At 70.6% G+C, this 18561-nt stretch carries 18 protein-coding genes; 11 read left to right on the forward strand and 7 right to left on the reverse strand.

Annotation, left to right across the window (positions count from 1 at the left end; translation table 11 throughout):
• Window positions 1–14: 14 nt before the first annotated feature.
• Window positions 15–530 carry a GNAT family N-acetyltransferase gene (locus ACODT0_RS14615; RefSeq protein WP_057597762.1) on the reverse strand — a complete coding sequence of 172 codons (516 nt, stop codon included), beginning with the start codon at window positions 528–530 and terminating at the stop codon, window positions 15–17.
• Window positions 531–816: 286 nt separating this feature from the next.
• Here ACODT0_RS14615 and tauA point away from each other — a divergent pair, with 286 nt between their 5' ends.
• The 3 genes from tauA to ACODT0_RS14630 are packed head-to-tail and all read left to right on the forward strand — an operon-like array spanning window position 817 to window position 3522.
• Window positions 817–1833, forward strand: a complete 1017-nt coding sequence (gene tauA / locus ACODT0_RS14620) for a taurine ABC transporter substrate-binding protein (RefSeq protein ID WP_261217535.1) — start codon at window positions 817–819, stop codon at window positions 1831–1833.
• Between the two features lie 26 nt (window positions 1834–1859).
• Window positions 1860–2648 (forward strand): taurine ABC transporter ATP-binding protein, encoded by a 789-nt coding sequence (locus ACODT0_RS14625; protein ID WP_057595008.1) that lies wholly within the window; start codon window positions 1860–1862, stop codon window positions 2646–2648.
• Complete coding sequence (locus tag ACODT0_RS14630; protein WP_057595007.1) at window positions 2641–3522, forward strand: ABC transporter permease subunit; 882 nt, start codon at window positions 2641–2643, stop codon at window positions 3520–3522. Before ACODT0_RS14625 ends, ACODT0_RS14630 begins: the two co-directional genes overlap by 8 nt.
• Here the strand turns inward: ACODT0_RS14630 and ACODT0_RS14635 are convergent.
• On the reverse strand, window positions 3440–4465 hold the full coding sequence (locus ACODT0_RS14635; protein ID WP_413762713.1) for a LysR family transcriptional regulator: 1026 nt from the start codon (window positions 4463–4465) through the stop codon (window positions 3440–3442). The genes ACODT0_RS14630 and ACODT0_RS14635 overlap by 83 nt on opposite strands.
• A 182-nt stretch (window positions 4466–4647) precedes the next feature.
• On the opposite strand from ACODT0_RS14635, the gene ACODT0_RS14640 reads away from it, so the two are divergent.
• From ACODT0_RS14640 to ACODT0_RS14650, 3 genes are read left to right on the forward strand one after another with little or no spacing between them, the layout of a single operon-like run.
• Entirely contained in the window at window positions 4648–5691 is a 1044-nt protein-coding gene (locus ACODT0_RS14640) for an SAM-dependent methyltransferase (protein ID WP_057595005.1), read from the forward strand.
• Window positions 5692–5701: 10 nt separating this feature from the next.
• Entirely contained in the window at window positions 5702–6508 is an 807-nt protein-coding gene (locus ACODT0_RS14645) for a DUF1295 domain-containing protein (protein WP_057595004.1), read from the forward strand.
• Window positions 6505–7167: a DUF6134 family protein gene (locus ACODT0_RS14650; RefSeq protein WP_489041576.1), complete on the forward strand. Its 663-nt coding sequence runs from the start codon at window positions 6505–6507 to the stop codon at window positions 7165–7167. Before ACODT0_RS14645 ends, ACODT0_RS14650 begins: the two co-directional genes overlap by 4 nt.
• Here the strand turns inward: ACODT0_RS14650 and ACODT0_RS14655 are convergent.
• The gene (locus ACODT0_RS14655; RefSeq protein WP_489041577.1) at window positions 7148–8494 is read right to left on the reverse strand and encodes an amidohydrolase; all 1347 of its coding nucleotides are present in this window, start codon (window positions 8492–8494) and stop codon (window positions 7148–7150) included. The two genes, ACODT0_RS14650 and ACODT0_RS14655, sit on opposite strands and share 20 nt — an antisense overlap.
• Before the next feature lie 123 nt (window positions 8495–8617).
• On the opposite strand from ACODT0_RS14655, the gene ACODT0_RS14660 reads away from it, so the two are divergent.
• The gene (locus ACODT0_RS14660) at window positions 8618–9520 is read left to right on the forward strand and encodes a LysR family transcriptional regulator (RefSeq protein ID WP_489041578.1); all 903 of its coding nucleotides are present in this window, start codon (window positions 8618–8620) and stop codon (window positions 9518–9520) included.
• A gap of 7 nt (window positions 9521–9527) precedes the next feature.
• Here the strand turns inward: ACODT0_RS14660 and ACODT0_RS14665 are convergent, their stop codons facing one another.
• Entirely contained in the window at window positions 9528–10427 is a 900-nt protein-coding gene (locus tag ACODT0_RS14665) for a LysR family transcriptional regulator (protein WP_489041579.1), read from the reverse strand.
• Between the two features lie 175 nt (window positions 10428–10602).
• Between ACODT0_RS14665 and ACODT0_RS14670 the strand changes: the two genes are divergently transcribed.
• Window positions 10603–11937: an aspartate aminotransferase family protein gene (locus tag ACODT0_RS14670; RefSeq protein ID WP_489041580.1), complete on the forward strand. Its 1335-nt coding sequence runs from the start codon at window positions 10603–10605 to the stop codon at window positions 11935–11937.
• A gap of 16 nt (window positions 11938–11953) precedes the next feature.
• On the forward strand, window positions 11954–12856 hold the full coding sequence (locus tag ACODT0_RS14675) for a transporter substrate-binding domain-containing protein (RefSeq protein WP_489041581.1): 903 nt from the start codon (window positions 11954–11956) through the stop codon (window positions 12854–12856).
• Between the two features lie 16 nt (window positions 12857–12872).
• Here the strand turns inward: ACODT0_RS14675 and ACODT0_RS14680 are convergent, their stop codons facing one another.
• Together ACODT0_RS14680 and ACODT0_RS14685 are read right to left on the reverse strand one after the other, a co-directional pair.
• Window positions 12873–14192 (reverse strand): MFS transporter, encoded by a 1320-nt coding sequence (locus ACODT0_RS14680; protein ID WP_489041582.1) that lies wholly within the window; start codon window positions 14190–14192, stop codon window positions 12873–12875.
• A 76-nt stretch (window positions 14193–14268) separates the two neighbouring features.
• Window positions 14269–15918, reverse strand: coding sequence for a GMC family oxidoreductase (locus ACODT0_RS14685; protein ID WP_489041583.1), 1650 nt, complete (start codon window positions 15916–15918; stop codon window positions 14269–14271).
• Between the two features lie 95 nt (window positions 15919–16013).
• On the opposite strand from ACODT0_RS14685, the gene ACODT0_RS14690 reads away from it, so the two are divergent.
• A complete protein-coding gene (locus tag ACODT0_RS14690) occupies window positions 16014–16826 on the forward strand; it encodes an IclR family transcriptional regulator (protein WP_409976600.1) in 813 nt (270 codons plus the stop codon).
• A 100-nt stretch (window positions 16827–16926) separates the two neighbouring features.
• Window positions 16927–17415, forward strand: a complete 489-nt coding sequence (locus ACODT0_RS14695) for a DUF4124 domain-containing protein (RefSeq protein ID WP_489041584.1) — start codon at window positions 16927–16929, stop codon at window positions 17413–17415.
• A 10-nt stretch (window positions 17416–17425) separates the two neighbouring features.
• Here ACODT0_RS14695 and ACODT0_RS14700 read toward each other — a convergent pair whose 3' ends face one another.
• Window positions 17426–18442, reverse strand: a complete 1017-nt coding sequence (locus tag ACODT0_RS14700) for a DUF2272 domain-containing protein (protein ID WP_489041585.1) — start codon at window positions 18440–18442, stop codon at window positions 17426–17428.
• Window positions 18443–18561: the final 119 nt, after the last annotated feature.

Below are 18561 nucleotides of genomic sequence, written 5' to 3' on the forward strand. Positions count from 1 at the left end.
GGGTACGGAGCAGTCTAGTGGGGTGCGGTGGCCTCGGTGGCGAGCAGGGCCATGGCGTGGACGTCGTGGTAGATGCCGTCGACGCGCATCGCCTGGCGTTGCAGGCCTTCGTGCTGGAAGCCGAAGCGTTCGTAGAGGGCCTTGGCGGGGAGGTTGTCGTCGCGCACCGTGAGTTCGATGCGGGTGAGGCCCCTGAGCCAGGCGGCTTCGATGGCGGCGCGCAGCAGCTGCGGACCGAGTCCGCGGCCACGTGCCTGGGGGTGCATCGCGATGCCGAGGGTGCCTGCGTGGGCGCGGGTCTGGCCGAAGGTGGGGGCGATGTCGCACCAGCCTATGACCTGGTTGTTTTCTACGGCTACGAAGTGAGGGGAGTGGGTGGCGCGCAGGTGGCGGTAGAAGTCGGTGGTCGAGTCGTAGGGCGGGGCCTCGGTGAGGGCCAGGTACTTTTTTTCTCGGGCCACCGTGTCGAGGGTCTGGTGGAGGGAAGGGTAGTGATGCGCTTCTGCGGGGAGGATGACGGCTTGAGGCATGGTGTGGGGCAGTTTGCCAGCGGTCTTGGTTGTGTGACGGTGCTCTTCTTGTTGAGGTTGTCGGCCGGGGCGAGACCCGGCCAACAGCCTCACCAAAGAAAACAACCCCAAAAACAAAAAACGCACCTCCCCCGTGCCGCAAGGCACCAAACAAGGGTAAGTCCCAGTCCACTGGCACCTCCCCCCTCCCACCCCTGGCACTTTGCACCCCACCCCCAACCATGCACAGTACCCCTCGCCCCGAAGCCTCGGCCAGCGCCGCCCGCAACAGACAAGGAGAACCCGGATGAACACGCGTCGATCCCTGCACCGTGCAATCGCAGCCACAGCGCTGCTCGTGCTGGCCACCACCGGCACCGCTTTCGCCCAGAAGGCCAAGGAACTCACCTTCGCCCATCAGGACATGCTCGTCCCGCTGCGCCTGGTCATGGAGTCGGGCGAGGTCGAGAAGGCCACCGGCTACAAGATCAACTGGCGCATGTTCTCGGGCGGCGGCGACGTGATCCGCGCCATGGCCTCGGGCGACGTGCAGATGGGCGAGACTGGCTCCAGCCCGCTCACGGCCGCGGCCAGCCAGGGGCAGGACATCAAGCTGTTCTGGATCTCGGCCGACATCGCCGACGCCGAGGCGCTGGTGGCGCGCAATGCCTCGGGCATCGCGAGCCTCAAGGACCTCGCGGGCAAGAAGGTGGCCACGCCCTTCGTCTCCACCGCCCACTATCAGCTCATGGCCGCGATGAAGATGGACGGCGTGGACGCGAAGAAGGTCAACGTGATGAACATGCGCCCGCCCGAGATCGCGGCGGCCTGGGAGCGCGGCGACATCGACGCCACCTTCATCTGGGACCCGGTGCTCTCCAAGATCCGCTCCAGCGGCAAGGTGATCGCCACCTCGGGCAGCATCGGCAAGCGCGGCGCGCCGACCTTCGAGGGCATCGTAGTCAACGCCAAGTGGGCGGCCGAGAACGAGGCCTTCATGGTGGCGTTCGTGAAGGCGCTCAACCGCGCCAACGACGAGTACAAGGCCTCGGGCAAGAGCTGGACGCCCGACTCGCCGCAGACCAAGGCGATGGCCAAGTGGACCAAGGCCAATCCGCAGGACGTGGGCCCGGCGATGGCGCTCTACAGCTTCCCGACCCTGTCCGAGCAGCTCTCGCCGACCTGGCTCGGCGGCGGCGCGGCCAAGGCGATGGCCAACACGGCGGTGTTCCTCAAGGAACAGGGCCGGGTGCAGGAGGTCAAGCCCGACTACTCGGCCTACGTGACCACCACCTACGTCGAGAAGGCCCTGGCGGCCAAGTGAGCGCGGCCCGGTAAACAAAAAAGCCCATGCCCACGCTCGACATCCGCGACCTCACGGTCAATTACGCCGTCAAGGGCGGCACCCTGCAGGCGCTCGCGCCGGTCAACCTGCGCATGCACGACGGCGACTTCGTGGTCGCGCTCGGCGCCTCGGGCTGCGGCAAGACCACGCTCTTGAACTGCATCGCCGGCTTCCTGCCGCCGTCCACCGGCGAGATCCTGCTCGACGGCCAACCCGTGGCCGGCCCGGGCGCCGACCGCGGCGTGGTGTTCCAGAAGCATGCGCTGATGCCCTGGCTCAACGTGCGCGACAACGTGGCGCTGGGCTTGAGGCTCGCGGGCGTCGACCGCGCCACGCGCGACCGCGTGGCGGAAGAAAAACTCGCGCTGGTCGGGCTGCAGAAGTACGCCGACCGTGCGGTGTACGAGCTCTCGGGCGGCATGCAGCAGCGCGTGGGCATCGCGCGCGCGCTGGCCAGCGATCCGGCCGTGCTGCTGATGGACGAGCCGATGGGCGCGCTCGACGCCTTCACGCGCGAGCAGGTGCAGGAGATACTGCTGCAGGCCTGGTCGACCTCGAACAAGATGGTGTTCTTCATCACCCACTCGGTGGAGGAGGCGCTGTTCCTTGCCACCCGGCTGATCGTGATGAGCCCGAGCCCGGGGCGCATCTCGCACGTCTACGACGAGGTGCCGTTCTCGCGCCAGTACCTCTCGCACGGCGATTCGCGCAAGGTGAAGTCCGAGCCCGAGTTCATCCGCATGCGCGAGGAAGTGCTCTCCATCATCCACCACCGCGAGGCCGCCCATGCCTGAGGCCAGCATCGCATCGCCGGTTCCCATGACGCCTCCCACCAAGCCCACCGCCGTCCCGCCGCCCGCGCCCGGCGCCAAGCTCAAGACCAGCGCCTTCAAGGTGCCGGGCGAAGGCTCGAGCTTCACGATCAGCGTGGTCACGGTGCTGACGCTGATCGCGCTGTGGTTCCTGGTCACCAACATGGGCTGGGTCAAGCCGCTGTTCCTGCCAACGCCGCAGGCGGTGTTCCAGCAGTTCTACGAATACCTGACCGGCCAGGCCAACGACAAGCCGCTGTGGCAGCACTTCCTCGCGAGCATGTTCCGCGTGTTCTCGGCCTTCCTGCTGGCCTGCGTCACGGCCATCCCCGTGGGCATCGCGATGGGCATGAGCCGCTTCTGGCGCGGCATCTTCGATCCGCCGCTGGAGTTCTACCGGCCGTTGCCGCCGCTGGCCTACCTGCCGCTGATCATCATCTGGTTCGGGATCGACGAGCTGCCCAAGGTGCTGCTGATCTTCCTGAGCTGCTTCGCGCCGCTGGCGCTGGCCGCGCGCTCGGGCATGCGCAGCGCCTCGCAGGAGCAGATCAACGCGGCCTACTCGATGGGCGCGAGCTACCTGCAGGTGATCCGCCACGTGATCCTGCCCTCGGCGCTGCCCGACATCCTGGTCGGCATGCGCATCGCGATCGGCTTCGGCTGGACCACGCTGGTGGCCGCCGAGATGGTGGCGGCCAACATGGGGCTGGGTCAGATGGTGCTCAACGCGTCGAACTTCCTGCGCACCGACATCGTGATCATGGGGATCGTGGTCATCGGGGTGGTGGCGTATCTGTTCGACCTGCTGATGCGCTGGCTCGAGCGGCGCCTGGTTCCCTGGAAAGGGCGCATGTAGCGGAAGGCGCGGCGGGCGGCGAGACCGGCACGGCCGGCGGCATCGGCGAGGGCAACCCGCCGTCGGGTCCCATCGACTGCTCGAGGAAGTCAAGCATCGCGCGCATCGCCGCGCTGTTGTGGCGCCGCTGCGAATAGGCGGCATAGAGCCAGTGGTCGTGCGGCATGTGCTCGCGCAGCACCGGCACCAGCGCGCCGCGCTCCAGGTGCGACTGGGCCAGCGGCTCGGGCACGTAGGCCACGCCCACGCCGCGCAGCGCCAGTTCGATCAGCGCGACCGCGTCGTTGGCCTCCATGCGGCTGTGCACCGGCACCTCGTAGGCCTCGCCTTCGGTCTCGAAGGGCAGGTGGGTGGTCGGGGCGGCCGAATAGCTGAGCACGTCGTGCCGGCTCAGGTCGGCCGGCACGCGCGGCATGCCGCGCAGCGCCCAGTAGGCCGGGGTGGCGCAGACCACCATGTCGAACTGCACCAGCCGCCGCACGATCAGGTTCATGTCGTCGATGCGCCCGCCGGTCAGGTGGATGTCGATGCCCTCGCCGATCAGGTCGACCGCGCTGTTGGTGAAGACCAGGCTGACGTAGACGTCGGGGTAGCGCTTGATGAATTCGGCGATCACGTCCGAGAGCCAGCCGGCGATCAGCCCGTGCGGCGCGCTCATGCGCAGCCGGCCGCGCGGGTGGGCGCCGTGGGCCTGCAGGTCGTTGAGCGTGTTCTCGGCCATGTCGACCAGCTGGGTGCTGCGCTCGAGCAGCACCTCGCCGGCGTCGGTCAGGCTCAGCGAGCGGGTGGAGCGGTTGAGCAGCCGCACGCCGCTGCGCTCCTCCAGTTCGGCCACGTAGCGGCTGACGGTGGCCTTCGACATGCCCAGCGACAGGGCCGCGCGCGAGAAGCTGCGCCGGAACGCGACTTCGCGAAATGTCTTGATGAGATCGAGTCCGTCCATGAGAGTGGGCGCATTGTTCCAGTTCGGCCAGAGGCCCGCGCCGGCGCAGGGGCATGGCGCAACTTTGGTTTGCGCCCGCCGGATGCATCCGGTTGCATCCGGATCGCCGCCGGCTGCGTACAGGGGGTGATCGGTCCCGGACGGCGGGGCCCGCCAACACGCACGAGAAGGAAGAAGAAGCCATGCCGCAGGACATCGCGTTCGCCATCCGCTGGGTCGAGAAGGGCCTGGTGCCCGATACCGTGGTGCGCCGCGGCATCCGGCGCCTGCTCAAGGACCGGCTGTCGGAGTTGTATGCCGGCAACACCCCGGCCGTGGCCGAGCTGACCCAGGATTTCGTCGGCCGCATGCGCTCGGCCAGCCTGGCGCCGCTGCCCGAGAAGGCCAACGCCCAGCACTACGAGGTGCCGGCCGCCTTCTTCGGCCAGGTGCTCGGCAACCACCGCAAGTACAGCAGCTGCTACTGGCCCGAGGGCACGCGCACGCTCGAGGAGGCCGAATCGGCTGCGCTGGCCAGCACCTGCGAGCGCGCCGGGCTGGACAACGGGCAGGACATCCTCGAGCTGGGCTGCGGCTGGGGCTCGCTCACGCTGTGGATGGCCGCGCACTACCCGGGCAGCCGGATCACGGCGCTGTCGAACTCGGCTTCGCAGCGCGAATACATCGAGGCCGAGGCCGCGCGGCGCGGGCTGGCCAATGTGCGGGTGCTCACGCGCGACATCAACGTGTTCGACACCGAGGAGCGCTTCGACCGCGTGGTCTCGGTCGAGATGTTCGAGCACCTGCGCAACTGGCCGCAGGCCTTCGCCAACGTGGCGCGCTGGCTGCGGCCCGGCGGGCGCTTCTTCATGCACGTGTTCGTGCACCGCGAGGCGCCCTATCCCTTCGAGGTGCGCGACGCCAGCGACTGGATGAGCGAGCACTTCTTCTCGGGCGGCATGATGCCCAGCGACGACCTCGCGCTGCACTGCCAGGACGATCTGCGGCTGCTGCGCCGCTGGCGCTGGGAAGGCCGCCACTACCAGCGCACCGCCGAGGCCTGGCTGCGCAACATGGACCAGCGCCGCGAGGCGCTGCGCCCGCTGTTCCAGGCCACCTACGGCGACCAGGCCAACGTCTGGTGGACGCGCTGGCGCCTGTTCTTCATGTCGGTGGCCGAGCTGTTCGGCTACGAGCACGGGCAGCGCTGGTGGGTCAGCCACTACCTGTTCGAGCGGCGCGCCTGAAGCCGGACCGATGAGATTCAGCGCCCCGGAAGCCGCCTTCGCCGGCCTCGCCTTCACCGCCGCGGTCGCGCTGGTGGTCTGGCTCGAGAGCCTGGCGCGGCGCGACGCAAGCCTGATCGACCGCTTCTGGCCGGTGTTGATCGCGGGCGCGGGCCTGGTCTACCTGGTGCTGCTGCCGAACGCGCCGCTGCACGAGCCGCGCGGCCTGGCCATGGCCGTGCTCGCGCTGCTGTGGGGGCTGCGGCTGGCGCTCTATGTGGCCGCGCGCAACTGGGGCCATGGCGAGGACCGGCGCTACGAGGCGATCCGCGCGCGCAACCAGCCGGGTTTCGGACTCAAGAGCCTGTACCTGGTGTTCGGGCTGCAGGCGGTGCTGGCCTGGATCGTGTCGGCGCCGCTGTTCGTCGGCATGGCGGGCGCGCGGCCGCTGGGCTGGCTCGACATCGCGGGCGGCGCGCTGGCGGCCTTCGGCATCGGCTTCGAGGCCATCGCCGATGCCCAGATGTCGCGCTTCAAGGCCGACCCCTCGCAGCGCGGCCAGGTGATGGACCGCGGCCTGTGGCGCTACAGCCGCCATCCCAACTACTTCGGCGAGGCCTGCGTCTGGTGGGGGCTGTGGCTGATGGCGCTGGGCGCGGCCGGCCTCGGCGGCGCCTGGAGCGTGGTGTCGCCGCTGCTCATGACCTGGCTGCTGCTGCGCGTGTCGGGCGTGCGCCTGCTCGAGGCCGACATCGGCCACCGGCGGCCGGCCTACCGCGACTACATCGCGCGCACCAACGCCTTCGTGCCGGGGCCGGTGCGCCGGCCGCCGAAATGAGGGGGCGCCATGCCGGCCTGGCGCTGCTGTGCGTGCTGGCCTTCGCGGCGGGCGCGCAGCCGGTGGCCTCGCCCGCCACGGGCGAATGGAATTTCCGCGTGCTGCTCGACGACGCGCCGATCGGCGAGCACCGCTTCGTGCTCACGGCCGCGGGCGACGAGCGCCGGCTGAGCAGCGAGGCCGCGTTCGCGGTCAAGCTGCTGGGCGTCACGGTCTACCGCTACCGGCATTCGGCGGTCGAGCACTGGCGCGGCGACTGCCTGCGCCGGCTCGATGCCGACACCAACGACGACGGCGACCGCTCCGAGGTGCGCGCCGAGCGCGAGGCGGAGGGCGACGGCCCCGCGCTGGTGGTCGTCACGCCGCGCGGGCGCAGCGCGATGCCGGGCTGCGTGATGAGCTTCGCCTACTGGAACCCCGCGATGCGCGCGCAGCAGCAACTGCTCAATGCGCAGACCGGCAAGCTCGAGCCGGTGCGCATCGTCGCGCTCGACGAGGGCCGCGTCGAGGTGCGCGGCCGCGGCGTGGCGGCCCGGCGCTGGCGCGTCAGCGGGCCCGAGCAGCCGATCGACCTCTGGTATGCGGTGGCCGACGGCGAATGGCTGGGCCTCGATGCCCAGGTGCGTGGCGGCAAGAAGCTCAGCTACCGGTTGAAGTAGGCTTCGCGGCCAGCGCGCTCAGCACCGCCGCCGTCATCGCCTGCACGCCCGTCGTGATCGAGGGCTCGGGCACCGGCGCGAAGAACGGCGAGTGGTTGAAGGGCAGGGGCTTGCCGCCTTCCTTCTGCGAGTTGGCGACCTCCTTCGGATCGTTCACGCCGATGAAGAAGAAGAAGGTGGGCACGCCGTCCACCGCGAAGTCCGAGAAGTCCTCGCTGGCGGTGATCGGCGGCACCTGCACCACCTTCGCGTCGCCGAGCTGCGCCTTGAGCGCGGCCACGGTGCGCTGCGCGAGCGCCTGGTCGTTGATCACCGCGGCGTTGCCGCGCGCCGGGTCGAGGCCGATGGCCGGCTCGGGCGCGCCCGCCATCGCGGCCGAGGCCAGCGCGGTGCGGCGCACGCCGTCGATCAGCTGCTTGCGCACCTGCGGCTTGTAGCTGCGGATGGTGCCGCGCAACAGCGCCGAGTCGGGAATGATGTTGCCGGCGGTGCCGGCCTGGATCGCGCCGACCGTCACCACGCCGAATTCGGCCGGGTCCTTCTCGCGGCTCACCACGGTCTGCACGTCGGTCACGAAATGGGCCGCCTGCACGATGGGGTCGATCGCATGGTGCGGTGCCGAGCCGTGGCCGCCGCGGCCCTTGAAGTCGATCTCGAAGCCGTCGGAGGCCGAGGTGATCGGCCCCGCGCGGTAGCCGACGTAGCCGTACGACGAGGGCGAGGTGTGCAGCGCGAAGGCGGCATCGGGCTTGGGGAAGCGCTTGTAGAGCCCGTCGGCCAGCATGCCCTTGGCGCCGCCGCTGGCCTCCTCGGCCGGCTGCGCGACGAACACCAGCGTGCCCTGCCACTGGTCCTTGAGCGCGAGCAGCGTGCGCGCGGTGCCGACCCAGCTCGCCATGTGCACGTCGTGGCCGCAGCTGTGGGCGACGAAGGTCTCGCGGCCCTGCCAGGTGGCCTTGGCCTGGCTCGCGTAGGGCAGGCCGGTCTTCTCCTGCATCGGCAGCGCGTCGAGCTCGGTGCGCACCAGCACCGTGGGGCCGGCACCGTTGCGCAGGACCGCGACCACGCCGGTGCGGCCCACGTGCTCGGTCACCTCGAAGCCGAGGGCGCGCATCTGCTCGGCGAGCTTGCCGGCCGTGCGCACCTCCTGGAAGCCGAGTTCGGGATGGGCGTGGATGTCCTTGTAGAGCGTGTCGAGCTGCGGATAGGCCTCGCGCGCGAGCGACTCGATGCGCTGGGCGTTGGGGGCGGCGCCTTGCGCCATGGCGGCGGGCACGGCGGCGCAGGCGAGGCAGGCGGCGAGGGAAAGCTGGCGAAGGGAATGCATGAAGGGACCTGTCTCCTGGGTGAGGTGTGTTTGCTTGTTCTGGAAAGGGACCGGCCGCGAATCTAGGCAATGGCTTGCCAGGCGTCCAATGCATTGTTCTATCCACAGCCATAATTCCGATGCATGAACAGGCCCCTCCATGCCATGACCTTCGTGCAGTTGCGCCACTTCCTGTCGGTGGCCGAAACGGGCTCCTTCACGCGCTCGGCCAAGGCGCTGTCGATCACGCAGCCCGCGCTGAGCCGCAGCATCCATGCGCTCGAGGAGGTGCTCGGCCGCGCGCTGTTCGACCGCGTGGGCCGGCGCAGCGAGCTCTCGCATTTCGGGCGCGAGATGCTCGCGCGCGCGCGCCACCTGGTCGGCGATGCGCAGGAACTGGTGGCCAGCGCGCGCGGCGGCGGCGGCGCCCACCTGCGCGTGGGGCTCGGCGCCGGGCCCGGCGCATTGCTGGCCACGCCGCTCTTGCAGCGCATGGCCTACCGTGGCGCGCCGGTGCGCATCGACATCCTGCGCGGCGACACCGACCGGCTGGTGCAGGCGTTGCGCCAGCGCGCGCTCGATGCGGTGGTGGTGGAGTTCCGCACCGTCACGCCGAGCATCGATCTGCGCGTCGAGCCGCTGGTGGAGATGGGCGGCGCCTTCATGTGCCGGCGCGGCCATCCGCTCGCGCGCAAGCGCGGGCCGATGACGTTCCAGAGCTTGAAGGACTACCCGCTCGCGTCCACCGGCCTCGGGCGCGACGTGGTGCGCGCGATGGTCGATGCCTACGGCCCCGAGGCGCATCCCGACCAGTGCGTGACCCTGCGCTGCTCGGAGCTGTCGAACCTGGTCGAGCTCGCGCGCGACAGCGACGCGATCCTGCTCGCGGTGCGCGCGGTGGCGCCCGACCTCGTCGCACTGCCGGTGCACCCGCCGCTGGGCCGCGCGCGCTTCGGCCTCGTGACCCTGGCCGGCCGCAGCGAGGCGCCTGCCTTGCCGCTGCTGCGCGAGGTGATCGCCGAGCGCATGCCGGCCGAGCCCGGCTGAAGTCGTTTCAGGCAGGCAGCGCGTCGGCGCCGATGCGCTCCCACAGCCGCGCGACCGCCGGCCGCGCATTGAGCCGCGCGCGCCAGGCCACGATCGCGACCTCCACGTCCCAGGCGCCGTCGCCCACCGGCACCAGTTCGCCGAGCCGGCCCGCGACGAAGGAGCTGTCGGGCAACCAGGCCATGCCCATGCCCTGCTGCGCGAGGTCGCCGAGCACGTCGGTCATCTCGGACTCGAAGGCCCGGTAGCCGGTCAGCGGTTGCGCCGACTGCTCGATCGCGGTCGCGACCACGCGCGCGAAGTAGCCGCTGGGCGAGTACATCAACAGCGGCAGCGGATGGGTCGCGCTGCCCGGCAGCGCGAAGCGTTCCGAGGCTGCGAGCGCGCGCGACACGTAGGGCCGCACGCGCTCGAGGCCGAGCTCGCGACGCTCGAAGCGCGTCGCATCGAGCTGCAGCGGATGCGCCGCCTGGTGGAAGCCGATCAGCACGTCGGCCGAGCCCGCGCTGAAGGCCGTCAGCGTGTCGTGCACGTTGCCGACCTCGAGGCTGCAACTGAGGTCGCCCGCGCCCGACCAGCGCGCCCACCAGCCCGGCAGCCGCGTGCTGGCCAGCGCATAGGTCGAGGCGATGCGCACGTGGTTGCGCGCGGGCGCGTCGCCGATCTCGGTGCGCGCATCGGCGATCTGGTCGAGCAGGCCGGCGGCCACCTTGCGGAAGCGCTCGCCCGCGGGCGTGAGCCGCGTGGGATAGGCCGCGCGATCGATCAGCTTGGCGCCCAGCCATTGCTCGAGCGCCTGGATGCGGCGGCTGAACGCGGCCTGCGAGACGTTGCGCATCTCGGCCGCGCGCGTGAAGTTCTGCACCTCGGCCAAGGTGACGAAATCCTGAAACCAGCGTGTGTCCATCGCGCCTCTTGCTCCTTTGCGTGCGGCGCATTCTGCAAGCCGCGTGCCCATCGGTTGCGTGCATGGGCGATGCGTGCGGCGCATCGCGCCCGGATGCAAACTCGACATTGGACCGCGTGCGCGGGCCTCGCGACCATTGGCGAATCCACTCACCACTTCAGCAAAGGATTCGGACATGAGCGAACAACTGCGCGCGGCCGCCAAGGAATACATGGTGCGCTACGGCGGCGACACCTTCCCCTACCTGTTCCGCAGCGCCCGCGGCGCGGTGGTGGTCGACGACACGGGCCGCGAGATCCTCGACTTCACCTCGGGCCAGATGTGCGCCACCATCGGCCACAACCATCCGGCCATCGTGCGCGCGGTGCACGAGGCCGGCGAGAAGGCCTTCCACCTGTTCAGCGGCATGATCCCCGAGGTGGTGGCCGAGCTGGCGCAGAAGATGGCCACCGACTGGATGCCCGCGCCGCTCACCAAGTCGCTGTTCGTGAACACCGGTTCCGAGAGCAACGAGGTCGCGCTGCGCATGGCGAAGATGTACACCGGCGGCTTCGAGATCCTGGCCGTGGGCGGCTCCTGGCACGGCGTGACGGGCGGCACCAGCGCGGTGTCGTTCGCGAGCGACCGCAAGGGCTACGGCGTGCACGTGCCCGGCGTCTACCTGATGCCCGAGCCCAACGCCTACCGGCCCTACATCCGCGGCATGTCGGGCGAGGAATCGGCGCTGGCCTGCCTCGAGCTCGGCCTCAAGATGTACGACATGGCCTCGACCGGCCGGCGCGCCGCGATCATCATCGAGCCGATCATCAGCGCGGGCGGCGTGCTGGTGCCGCCCCGGTCGTACATGCAGGCGCTGCGCCGCGCCGCCGACGAGCGCGGCATGCTGCTGATCTTCGACGAGGCCCAGACCGCGTTCGGCCGCATCGGCCACCGCACGGCCTCCGACTTCTACGGCGTGGTGCCCGACATCATGTCGGTGTCGAAGACCATGGGCGGCGGCCTGCCGCTGGCCGCCGTGGCGACCAGCCCGCGCATCGAGCAGGACGTGCACGAGAAGGGCTTCACCTTCTACACCAGCCATGTTTCCGACCCGCTGCCCGCGACCGTCGGCCTGGCGGTGCTCGACACCATCCGCAGCGAAGGCCTGATCGAGCGCGCGCGCACCACCGGCGCCTACCTGCGCGGGCAACTGCTCGAGCTGCAGCGGCGCTACGAGGCGATCGGCGACGTGCGCGGCGAGGGCCTGCTGCTCGGCGTGGAGCTGGTGCAGGACCGCGAGTCGCGGCTGCCCCATCACGAGCTCGGCGCGCGCACCACGAAGAAGTGCTTCGAGCTCGGCCTGAGCATGAACATCCGGCGCCGGCCCGAGCGCGGCTCGGTGTGGCGCATCGCGCCGCCGCTCAACGTGGCGCACGAGCAGATCGACCGCGCCATCGAGATCCTCGACCGCGCGCTGCGCGAGAGCCTGGACGAGATCGCCCATCCCGCGCCGGTGGCGCTCGCGGCCTGACGCGCCGGAGGACGCCATGAAGACCCCGAATCGAATGCTCGCGGGCGCCGTGCTCGCGACCGCCGCGCTGGCCGCGCTCGCGCAGGAACCCGGCGGCACGCTCGCCAAGGCGAAGGCCGCCGGCACCGTCGTGATGGGCGTGCGCGAAGCCTCGCCGCCGCTGTCGTACGCGGTGGGCGGCGGCTACGTCGGCTACCACGTCGAGCTCTGCGAGCAGATGCTCGCGAAGCTGCTGCCCGGCGTGGCGGTGCGGCCGATGGTCGTGACCTCTCAGAATCGCGTGCCGCTGCTGCAGAACGGCACCGTCGACATCGAGTGCGGCTCGACCACCAACAATGCCGCGCGCCAGCAGCAGGTGGCCTTCGGCAGCACCACCTACATCACCGAGGCGCGCTTCGCCGTGCGCGCGGCCAGCGGCATCGAGTCGGCGGAGCAGCTCAGGGGCAAGACCGTGGTCACGACCGTGGGCACCACGCTCGTGCAGCGGCTGCGCAAGCTCGAGCAGGACAACAAGGGCATGGCGCTGAACATCGTGCTGGCCAAGGACCATGCCGAGAGCTTCCTGCTGCTCGAGAGCGGCCGCGCCGATGCCTTCGCGATGGACGACAACACGCTCGCGGGCAACATCTCGAACGCGCGCAACCCGGCGGACTTCCGCATCGTCGGCAAGCCGCTGGGCATCGAGCCGATCGCGATCATGATCCGCAAGGACGACCCGGCCTTCAAGCGCGCGGTCGACGGCTACCTCGCGAACGCGATGGCCTCGGGCGCGCTCGAGAAGCTCTATGCGCGCTGGTTCATGGCGCCGATCCCGCCGCGCAACGCCGTCATCAACATCCCGCTGAGCGATTCGCTCAAGGCGGCCTTCCAGTCGCCCAACGACCGGCCGGCCGAGGCCTACGAGGAGCGGCTGCCCTGAGGAGCGTGCGGCGGCCTCAGCGCGCGGCCGCCGCCACCGGCGCATCCGCCGGCGAGGGGCTGCGCCCGATCAGCCAGGCGCAGAAGGCCGACACCACGCCCGCGAACAGCACGTACAGGCAGATCTGCCACGGCTCGCCGCCGCCCGACTTGAGCAGCGCGGTGGCGATGATCGGCGTGATGCCCGAGGCGAAGATGCCCGAGAACTGGTAGACGAAGGAGATGCCGGTGTAGCGCACCTTGGCGTCGAACAGGTCGCAGAACAGGGCGGCCTCGGGGCCGTAGACCGAGGCGTAGAGGATGCCGAAGGGGATCACGATCGACAGCCACACCAGCAGCACGTTGCCCTCGCTGTGCGTCATCAGCCAGAAGCCCGGGAAGGCCGACACCGCCGTGATCAGCGAGCCCCACATGTAGACCCGGGGCCGGCCGAGCCGGTCCGACATGCGGCCGAAGAAGGGGATGGCGAAGCACATCACGATGGCCGCGGCCATCACGCCGAGCAGCGCGTCGGTGCGCCCGAGCTTGAGCGTGCCCGTGAGGTAGGCGATGGAGAACACGCCGAAGATGTTGAAGAACACGCCGTCGATGTAGCGCGCGCCCATGCCCTTCAACACATTGCCCGGGTAGCGGCGCAGCATGTCCATGAACGGGATGCGCAGCTCGGCGTTGCGCGCCTTCACCGCGGCGAACTCGGGCGTTTCCTTCACGTGCAGCCGGATGTACATGCCCACCGCCACCATCAGCCCCGAGATCAGGAAGGCGATGCGCCAGCCCCAGGCCATGAACTGCTCGTCGGTCAGGAGCCACGACAGCAGCGCGACCACGCCCGAGGCCAGGCACAGGCCGATGGCCAGCCCGATCTGCGGCAGCGAGGCATAGAAGCCGCGCTTCTCCTTCGGTGCGTATTCGTAGGCCATGAGCACCGCGCCGCCCCATTCGCCGCCCAGGCCGATGCCCTGCGCCACGCGCAGCACCAGCAGCAGCAGCGGCGCCGCGATGCCGATCTGCGCGTAGGTGGGCACCAGGCCGATCAGGAAGGTGGCCACGCCCATGATCATCAGCGTGATGATCAGCATGCTCTTGCGCCCGATCTTGTCGCCGAAGTGGCCGAAGATCACGCCGCCCAGCGGCCGCGTGACGAAGCCCACGGCGAAGGTGGTGTAGGCCAGCAAGGTCGCCACCACCGGGTCGCTGCCCGGGAAGTAGAGCTTGTTGAACACGATGCCGGCCACCACCCCGTAGAGGAAGAAGTCGTACCACTCGATGGTGGCGCCCACCAGCGCCGAAATCACCACCCTGCGAATCGTTTTCTCGTCGTCGCGTGCACTGCTCATGTGTTGTCTCCGATGAGTGTTGTCGTGGCGGCCTCTTGGTCTTCGCTCTCGGCGGGCCGTGCGGGATGCGTTGCTGCTAGTGCGCGGCCGAAGCCGCCCTGTGGTCCTCTCTGATCATGTCGACGGCCTTCTCGGCCATCATCACCGCGGGGGCGTTGGTGTTGCCCGACACCAGCGTGGGCATGGCCGAGCAGTCGACCACGCGCAGGCCGCCGATGCCGTGCACGCGCAGCCGCGCATCGACCACCGCGAGCGGGTCGTGCCCCATGCGGCAGGTGCCCGTGGGATGGAAGATGGTGGCGCCGTTGTTGCGGCAGAACTCGAGCAGCTCGGCATCGCTCGCGGCCTGCGCGCCGGGCTTCACCTCGCGCTTGACGTAGGGGCGCATCGCGGGCGCCTCGGCGATGGCGCGTGCGGCCTTCACGCCGGCCACCGCGGTGGCGCGGTCGAGTTCGGTTGCGAGGTAGTTGGGCTGCATCTCGGGCGGCTCGGCCGCGTCGGTCGAACGGATGCGGATGTGGCCGCGCGACTCGGGCCGCAGCTGGCACACCGAGAAGGTGAAGCCCGAGTAGGGGTGCACCTTGCCGCCGGCCATGTCGGCCGAGAGCGTGGCCACGTGGAACTGGATGTCGGGCGTTGCGGCCACCGGGCGGCCCGCCTCGTCCTTGAGCGCGCGCATGAAGCAGCCGCCCTGGTTGATGCCGATCGCGAGCGCGCCGCTGCGGTGCAGCAGCCATTCGAGGCCCAGGCCGAGCTGGCCGGCCCAGGAGTTGAGCTGGTCGTTGGTGGTGATCGGCTTGGTGCACTCGTAGCCGAGGCGGATCTGCAGATGGTCCTGCAGGTTCTCGCCCACGCCCGGCAGTTCGTGCACCGGCGCGATGCCGAAGCGATCGAGCAGCGCGCGCGGGCCCACGCCCGAGAGCTGCAGCAACTGCGGCGACTGGATCGAGCCGGCCGAAAGCAGCACCTCGGCGCGGCAGCGCGCGGTCTTCTCCACGCCACCCTGCCGATAGCGCACACCGGCCGCGCGCCGGCCCTCGAACACGAGGCCGGTGGCCAGCGCCTCGGTCTCGATGCGCAGGTTGGGGCGATGCCGCGCCGGCGCGAGGTAGGCCTTGGCGGTGCTGCAGCGCAGGCCGCGGTGCGTGGTGAGCTGGTAGTAGCCCGCGCCTTCCTGCGCGGCGCCGTTGAAGTCCTCGGTGCGCGGCACGCCGGTCTGCCGGGCGCCTTCGATGAAGGCCTCGATCAGCTCGTGCCGCGCGCCGATGTCCGACACCTTGAGCGGCCCGTCGCCGCCGTGGAACTCGTTCGCGCCGCGCTGGTTGCCCTCGGAACGCACGAAGTAGGGCAGCACCTCGTCGTAGCCCCAGCCCGGGTTGCCGAGCGCGGCCCAGTGGTCGTAGTCCTCGCGCTGGCCGCGGATGTAGATCAGGCCGTTGATCGAGCTCGAGCCGCCCAGCGTCTTGCCGCGCGGCCAGTAGATGCGGCGGCCGTTCATGTTGGGGTCGGGATCGGTCTCGAAGCGCCAGTTGTAGACCGGGCTCCACATGGTCTTGCCGTAGCCGATCGGCAGGTGGATCCACGGCGAGCTGTCGCACGGCCCGGCCTCGAGCAGCAGCACGCGCGTGGCCGGGTCCTCGCTCAGGCGCGCGGCCAGCACGCAGCCGGCCGAGCCGGCGCCCACCACGATGTAGTCGAAGACTTCTTCACTGCGAGAGTCAGGCATGCGTGCGGTCCGGCGATGGAACAATGGCCTCGATCCGCTGCATCCTAGGTTATTGATTTTCGGAACGCAATGTTCCATTTTAGAGGTTTACCCGCATGCCCCGTCCCGCGCGTTCCGCTGCCGCCCCTGTTGCCGCGCCCGTGGTTGCCCCTGTCGAGGAGCCCGTTTCCGGTTCCTCGGCCGAGCGCAGCCTGCGCCTGCTCGCGCTGCTGGCCCACGAGGGCCGCGCGCTGTCGCTGGCCGATCTCGCGGCGCAGCTGGGCCTGCCCAAGGGCACCGCGCACCGCATCTGCACCCAGCTGCTGGCCACCGGCTTTCTCGCGCGCGACCTCGACGAGCGCTCCTTCGTCGTCGGCCCCGCGCTGCGCCAGCTCGCCTTCGACACGCTGAACCACGGCAGCGTGCGCGGCCTGCGCCACGAGGTGCTGGCCGCGCTGGTGCAGGAGGTCGGCGAGACCTGCAACCTCACCACGCTCGACGGCGCGCGCGTGCTCTACCTCGACCGCGTCGAGGCCCAGTGGCCGCTGCGCCTCACGCTCGACGTGGGCTCGCACGTGCCGCTGCACTGCACCGCGAGCGGCAAGCTCTTTCTCGCGCAGATGCCGAAGAAGGCACGCGACGCGATGATCGACGGCCTGCCGCTGCCGCGCATGACGGCCAGCACCCTCACCGACCCCGCCGCATTGCGCGCCGAGTGCGACGCGATCGCGCAGGACGGCTTCTCGCGCGACCGCGAGGAGTTCATGGCCGGCCTGGTGGCCGTGGCCGTGCCGGTGCGCGACGCGGCCGGCGCGGTGCGCGCCGCGCTCGCCGTGCATGCGCCGACCGCGCGCATGTCGATGGCCGATGCCGAGCGGCGCATCGATGCGCTGAAGGCCGCGGCGCTGCGCATGGGTGGGCTGCTGTGAGCGACGGACGGTGCGCGCCGCGGGCCCGCGGTGCTTGGCGGGGCGTGACAAAGCGCACAGAATGAAGCTGACCGTGCGCCGTTGCCGCACGGTTTCTTCCATGCGAACCCATCTTCTTGCCGCCACGCCCTTGCGCACGCTGATCGTCTCGGCGGTCTTCGTGCTGGGCGCGTCGGCGAGCTCGGCCGAGGTGGTGCGCTGCCTCGATGCCAACGGCGCCACCGTCTACACCGACGGTGCCTGCCCGAGCGGCACGCGCTCGTCGCGGCCCGTGCAGATCGCCGAGCCGCCGCCGCCTTCGGCCCTGCAGCCGGCCCCGTCCGCGCGCGTGCCCGACTACGCGCCGCCGCCCAGTGCCGCCGCGCCGGCGCCACCTTCGAACCCGGGGCTGTCGATCATTCCGCGCTATCCCGACGAAGGGCGCGCGGCGCAGGCCGATCCGGAGCCGGTCTATCTGTGGGGGCCCGATCCCTATCCTTACCCGCCACCACGGCGTCGCGTGCAGCCTCCGCCCCCGCATGTGCACGACCCCGGTCCGGGTCGCCGGCCCTGCGCCCACATGGCGGGGCTGCGCCGAAACAACTGCTGAGGCGCCCGCTTCAGCGCCACTGCAGCAGCAGCGACCAGGGTTGCCGGCTCATGTGCCGATCGATGCATCCCGCCGCGTCCGTCGCGCAGCCTTCGGGCAGGTAGCTTGGATCGAGCGTCCGCGTGCCCGGCGCGAAGTCCAGCCGGCGCAAGGTGACCGACTGCAGCACGTTGCCGCCGACCGCGTCGAAGCCGCGTGCGTCGACGGCCGTCACCACGTCGCAATGCATCGGCAGCGCCGCGCCGCCCGTGGGCCGCGTCGCGAGCACCGTGCCGATCTTGGCGAAGCTGTCGAGCGCCGAACGCGCGCCGCGCGTCTGGCACACCAGGTCGCCCACGCGCGGCGGCGTGCGTGCGAGATCGCAGGCCCGCAGCGCGAAGCGTGTGGCACGGCCCGCCGCTTCGTCGGCGCCGGCTTTCCAGGCCGCGCCCGCGTAGTCCACGTGCGCCTCGGAGAACACGAACTCGTCCGCGCCCAGGCCCGCCTGCCGCGCGAGCCAGCTGATGAAGGCGGCCGACCAGGGCGTGTCGATCACCGCGACGCGGTCGATCGCCGCCGCCATCGCGCGCAGCTCGGCCGCGTCGAGGCCCTGGTCGGGCCCCACGCCCAGCCCCATCAGGCGCGACGCGCTGGCCTGGTTCAGCGCCTCCAGCAGCAGCGTGCGATCGGCCGGCCGCAAGGCACCGAAGCGCACCAGCGAGGGCAGCTTCACGCGCGGCTGGTCGACCGCGTCCCAGTAGCCGAGCACGCGCTGCCATGGCGCGGGCGCGAAGCGCGAGACGCGGCCGTCCTCGGCCTCGGAACTGCCCGCGTCGACCATGCGGCCTTCGGCATCGAGGGTCTGGGCGCCGAAGGCCTCGTGCTCGCGTTGGGCGGCGGCGGCCATCGCGAGGGCGCGCGGGGGCGGCGGCATATTCGTGGCGGCATCGAGGCACGCCGAGGCCGCGGCGGTGCCGGCCGATGCGAGCAGCAAGGCCGCGGCCGCCAGCCGCAGCCGCGCACGAGGGAGCAGGGAGAGGAACAGCATGCGGCTTCGAGCATAGCCAGCAGCCGGCACGGCCGCGCGGGATCCTCGATGCGGCCAGCTCTTCTTTGAAGCCTTGTGTCGCCGGCGCTACCATGCGCCCCAAAAAACGGCAGGGAGAA

It is taken from the genome of Variovorax sp. FG153, from assembly GCF_057809595.1.

Bases quoted from the DNA above. Each gene is read 5' to 3' on its own strand.
- ACODT0_RS14615 (WP_057597762.1), bottom strand. From the start codon at position 530: ATGCCTCAAGCCGTCATCCTCCCCGCAGAAGCGCATCACTACCCTTCC.
- tauA (WP_261217535.1), top strand. From the start codon at position 817: ATGAACACGCGTCGATCCCTGCACCGTGCAATCGCAGCCACAGCGCTG.
- ACODT0_RS14625 (WP_057595008.1), top strand. From the start codon at position 1,860: ATGCCCACGCTCGACATCCGCGACCTCACGGTCAATTACGCCGTCAAG.
- ACODT0_RS14630 (WP_057595007.1), top strand. From the start codon at position 2,641: ATGCCTGAGGCCAGCATCGCATCGCCGGTTCCCATGACGCCTCCCACC.
- ACODT0_RS14635 (WP_413762713.1), bottom strand. From the start codon at position 4,465: ATGGACGGACTCGATCTCATCAAGACATTTCGCGAAGTCGCGTTCCGG.
- ACODT0_RS14640 (WP_057595005.1), top strand. From the start codon at position 4,648: ATGCCGCAGGACATCGCGTTCGCCATCCGCTGGGTCGAGAAGGGCCTG.
- ACODT0_RS14645 (WP_057595004.1), top strand. From the start codon at position 5,702: ATGAGATTCAGCGCCCCGGAAGCCGCCTTCGCCGGCCTCGCCTTCACC.
- ACODT0_RS14650 (WP_489041576.1), top strand. From the start codon at position 6,505: ATGAGGGGGCGCCATGCCGGCCTGGCGCTGCTGTGCGTGCTGGCCTTC.
- ACODT0_RS14655 (WP_489041577.1), bottom strand. From the start codon at position 8,494: ATGCATTCCCTTCGCCAGCTTTCCCTCGCCGCCTGCCTCGCCTGCGCC.
- ACODT0_RS14660 (WP_489041578.1), top strand. From the start codon at position 8,618: ATGAACAGGCCCCTCCATGCCATGACCTTCGTGCAGTTGCGCCACTTC.
- ACODT0_RS14665 (WP_489041579.1), bottom strand. From the start codon at position 10,427: ATGGACACACGCTGGTTTCAGGATTTCGTCACCTTGGCCGAGGTGCAG.
- ACODT0_RS14670 (WP_489041580.1), top strand. From the start codon at position 10,603: ATGAGCGAACAACTGCGCGCGGCCGCCAAGGAATACATGGTGCGCTAC.
- ACODT0_RS14675 (WP_489041581.1), top strand. From the start codon at position 11,954: ATGAAGACCCCGAATCGAATGCTCGCGGGCGCCGTGCTCGCGACCGCC.
- ACODT0_RS14680 (WP_489041582.1), bottom strand. From the start codon at position 14,192: ATGAGCAGTGCACGCGACGACGAGAAAACGATTCGCAGGGTGGTGATT.
- ACODT0_RS14685 (WP_489041583.1), bottom strand. From the start codon at position 15,918: ATGCCTGACTCTCGCAGTGAAGAAGTCTTCGACTACATCGTGGTGGGC.
- ACODT0_RS14690 (WP_409976600.1), top strand. From the start codon at position 16,014: ATGCCCCGTCCCGCGCGTTCCGCTGCCGCCCCTGTTGCCGCGCCCGTG.
- ACODT0_RS14695 (WP_489041584.1), top strand. From the start codon at position 16,927: ATGCGAACCCATCTTCTTGCCGCCACGCCCTTGCGCACGCTGATCGTC.
- ACODT0_RS14700 (WP_489041585.1), bottom strand. From the start codon at position 18,442: ATGCTGTTCCTCTCCCTGCTCCCTCGTGCGCGGCTGCGGCTGGCGGCC.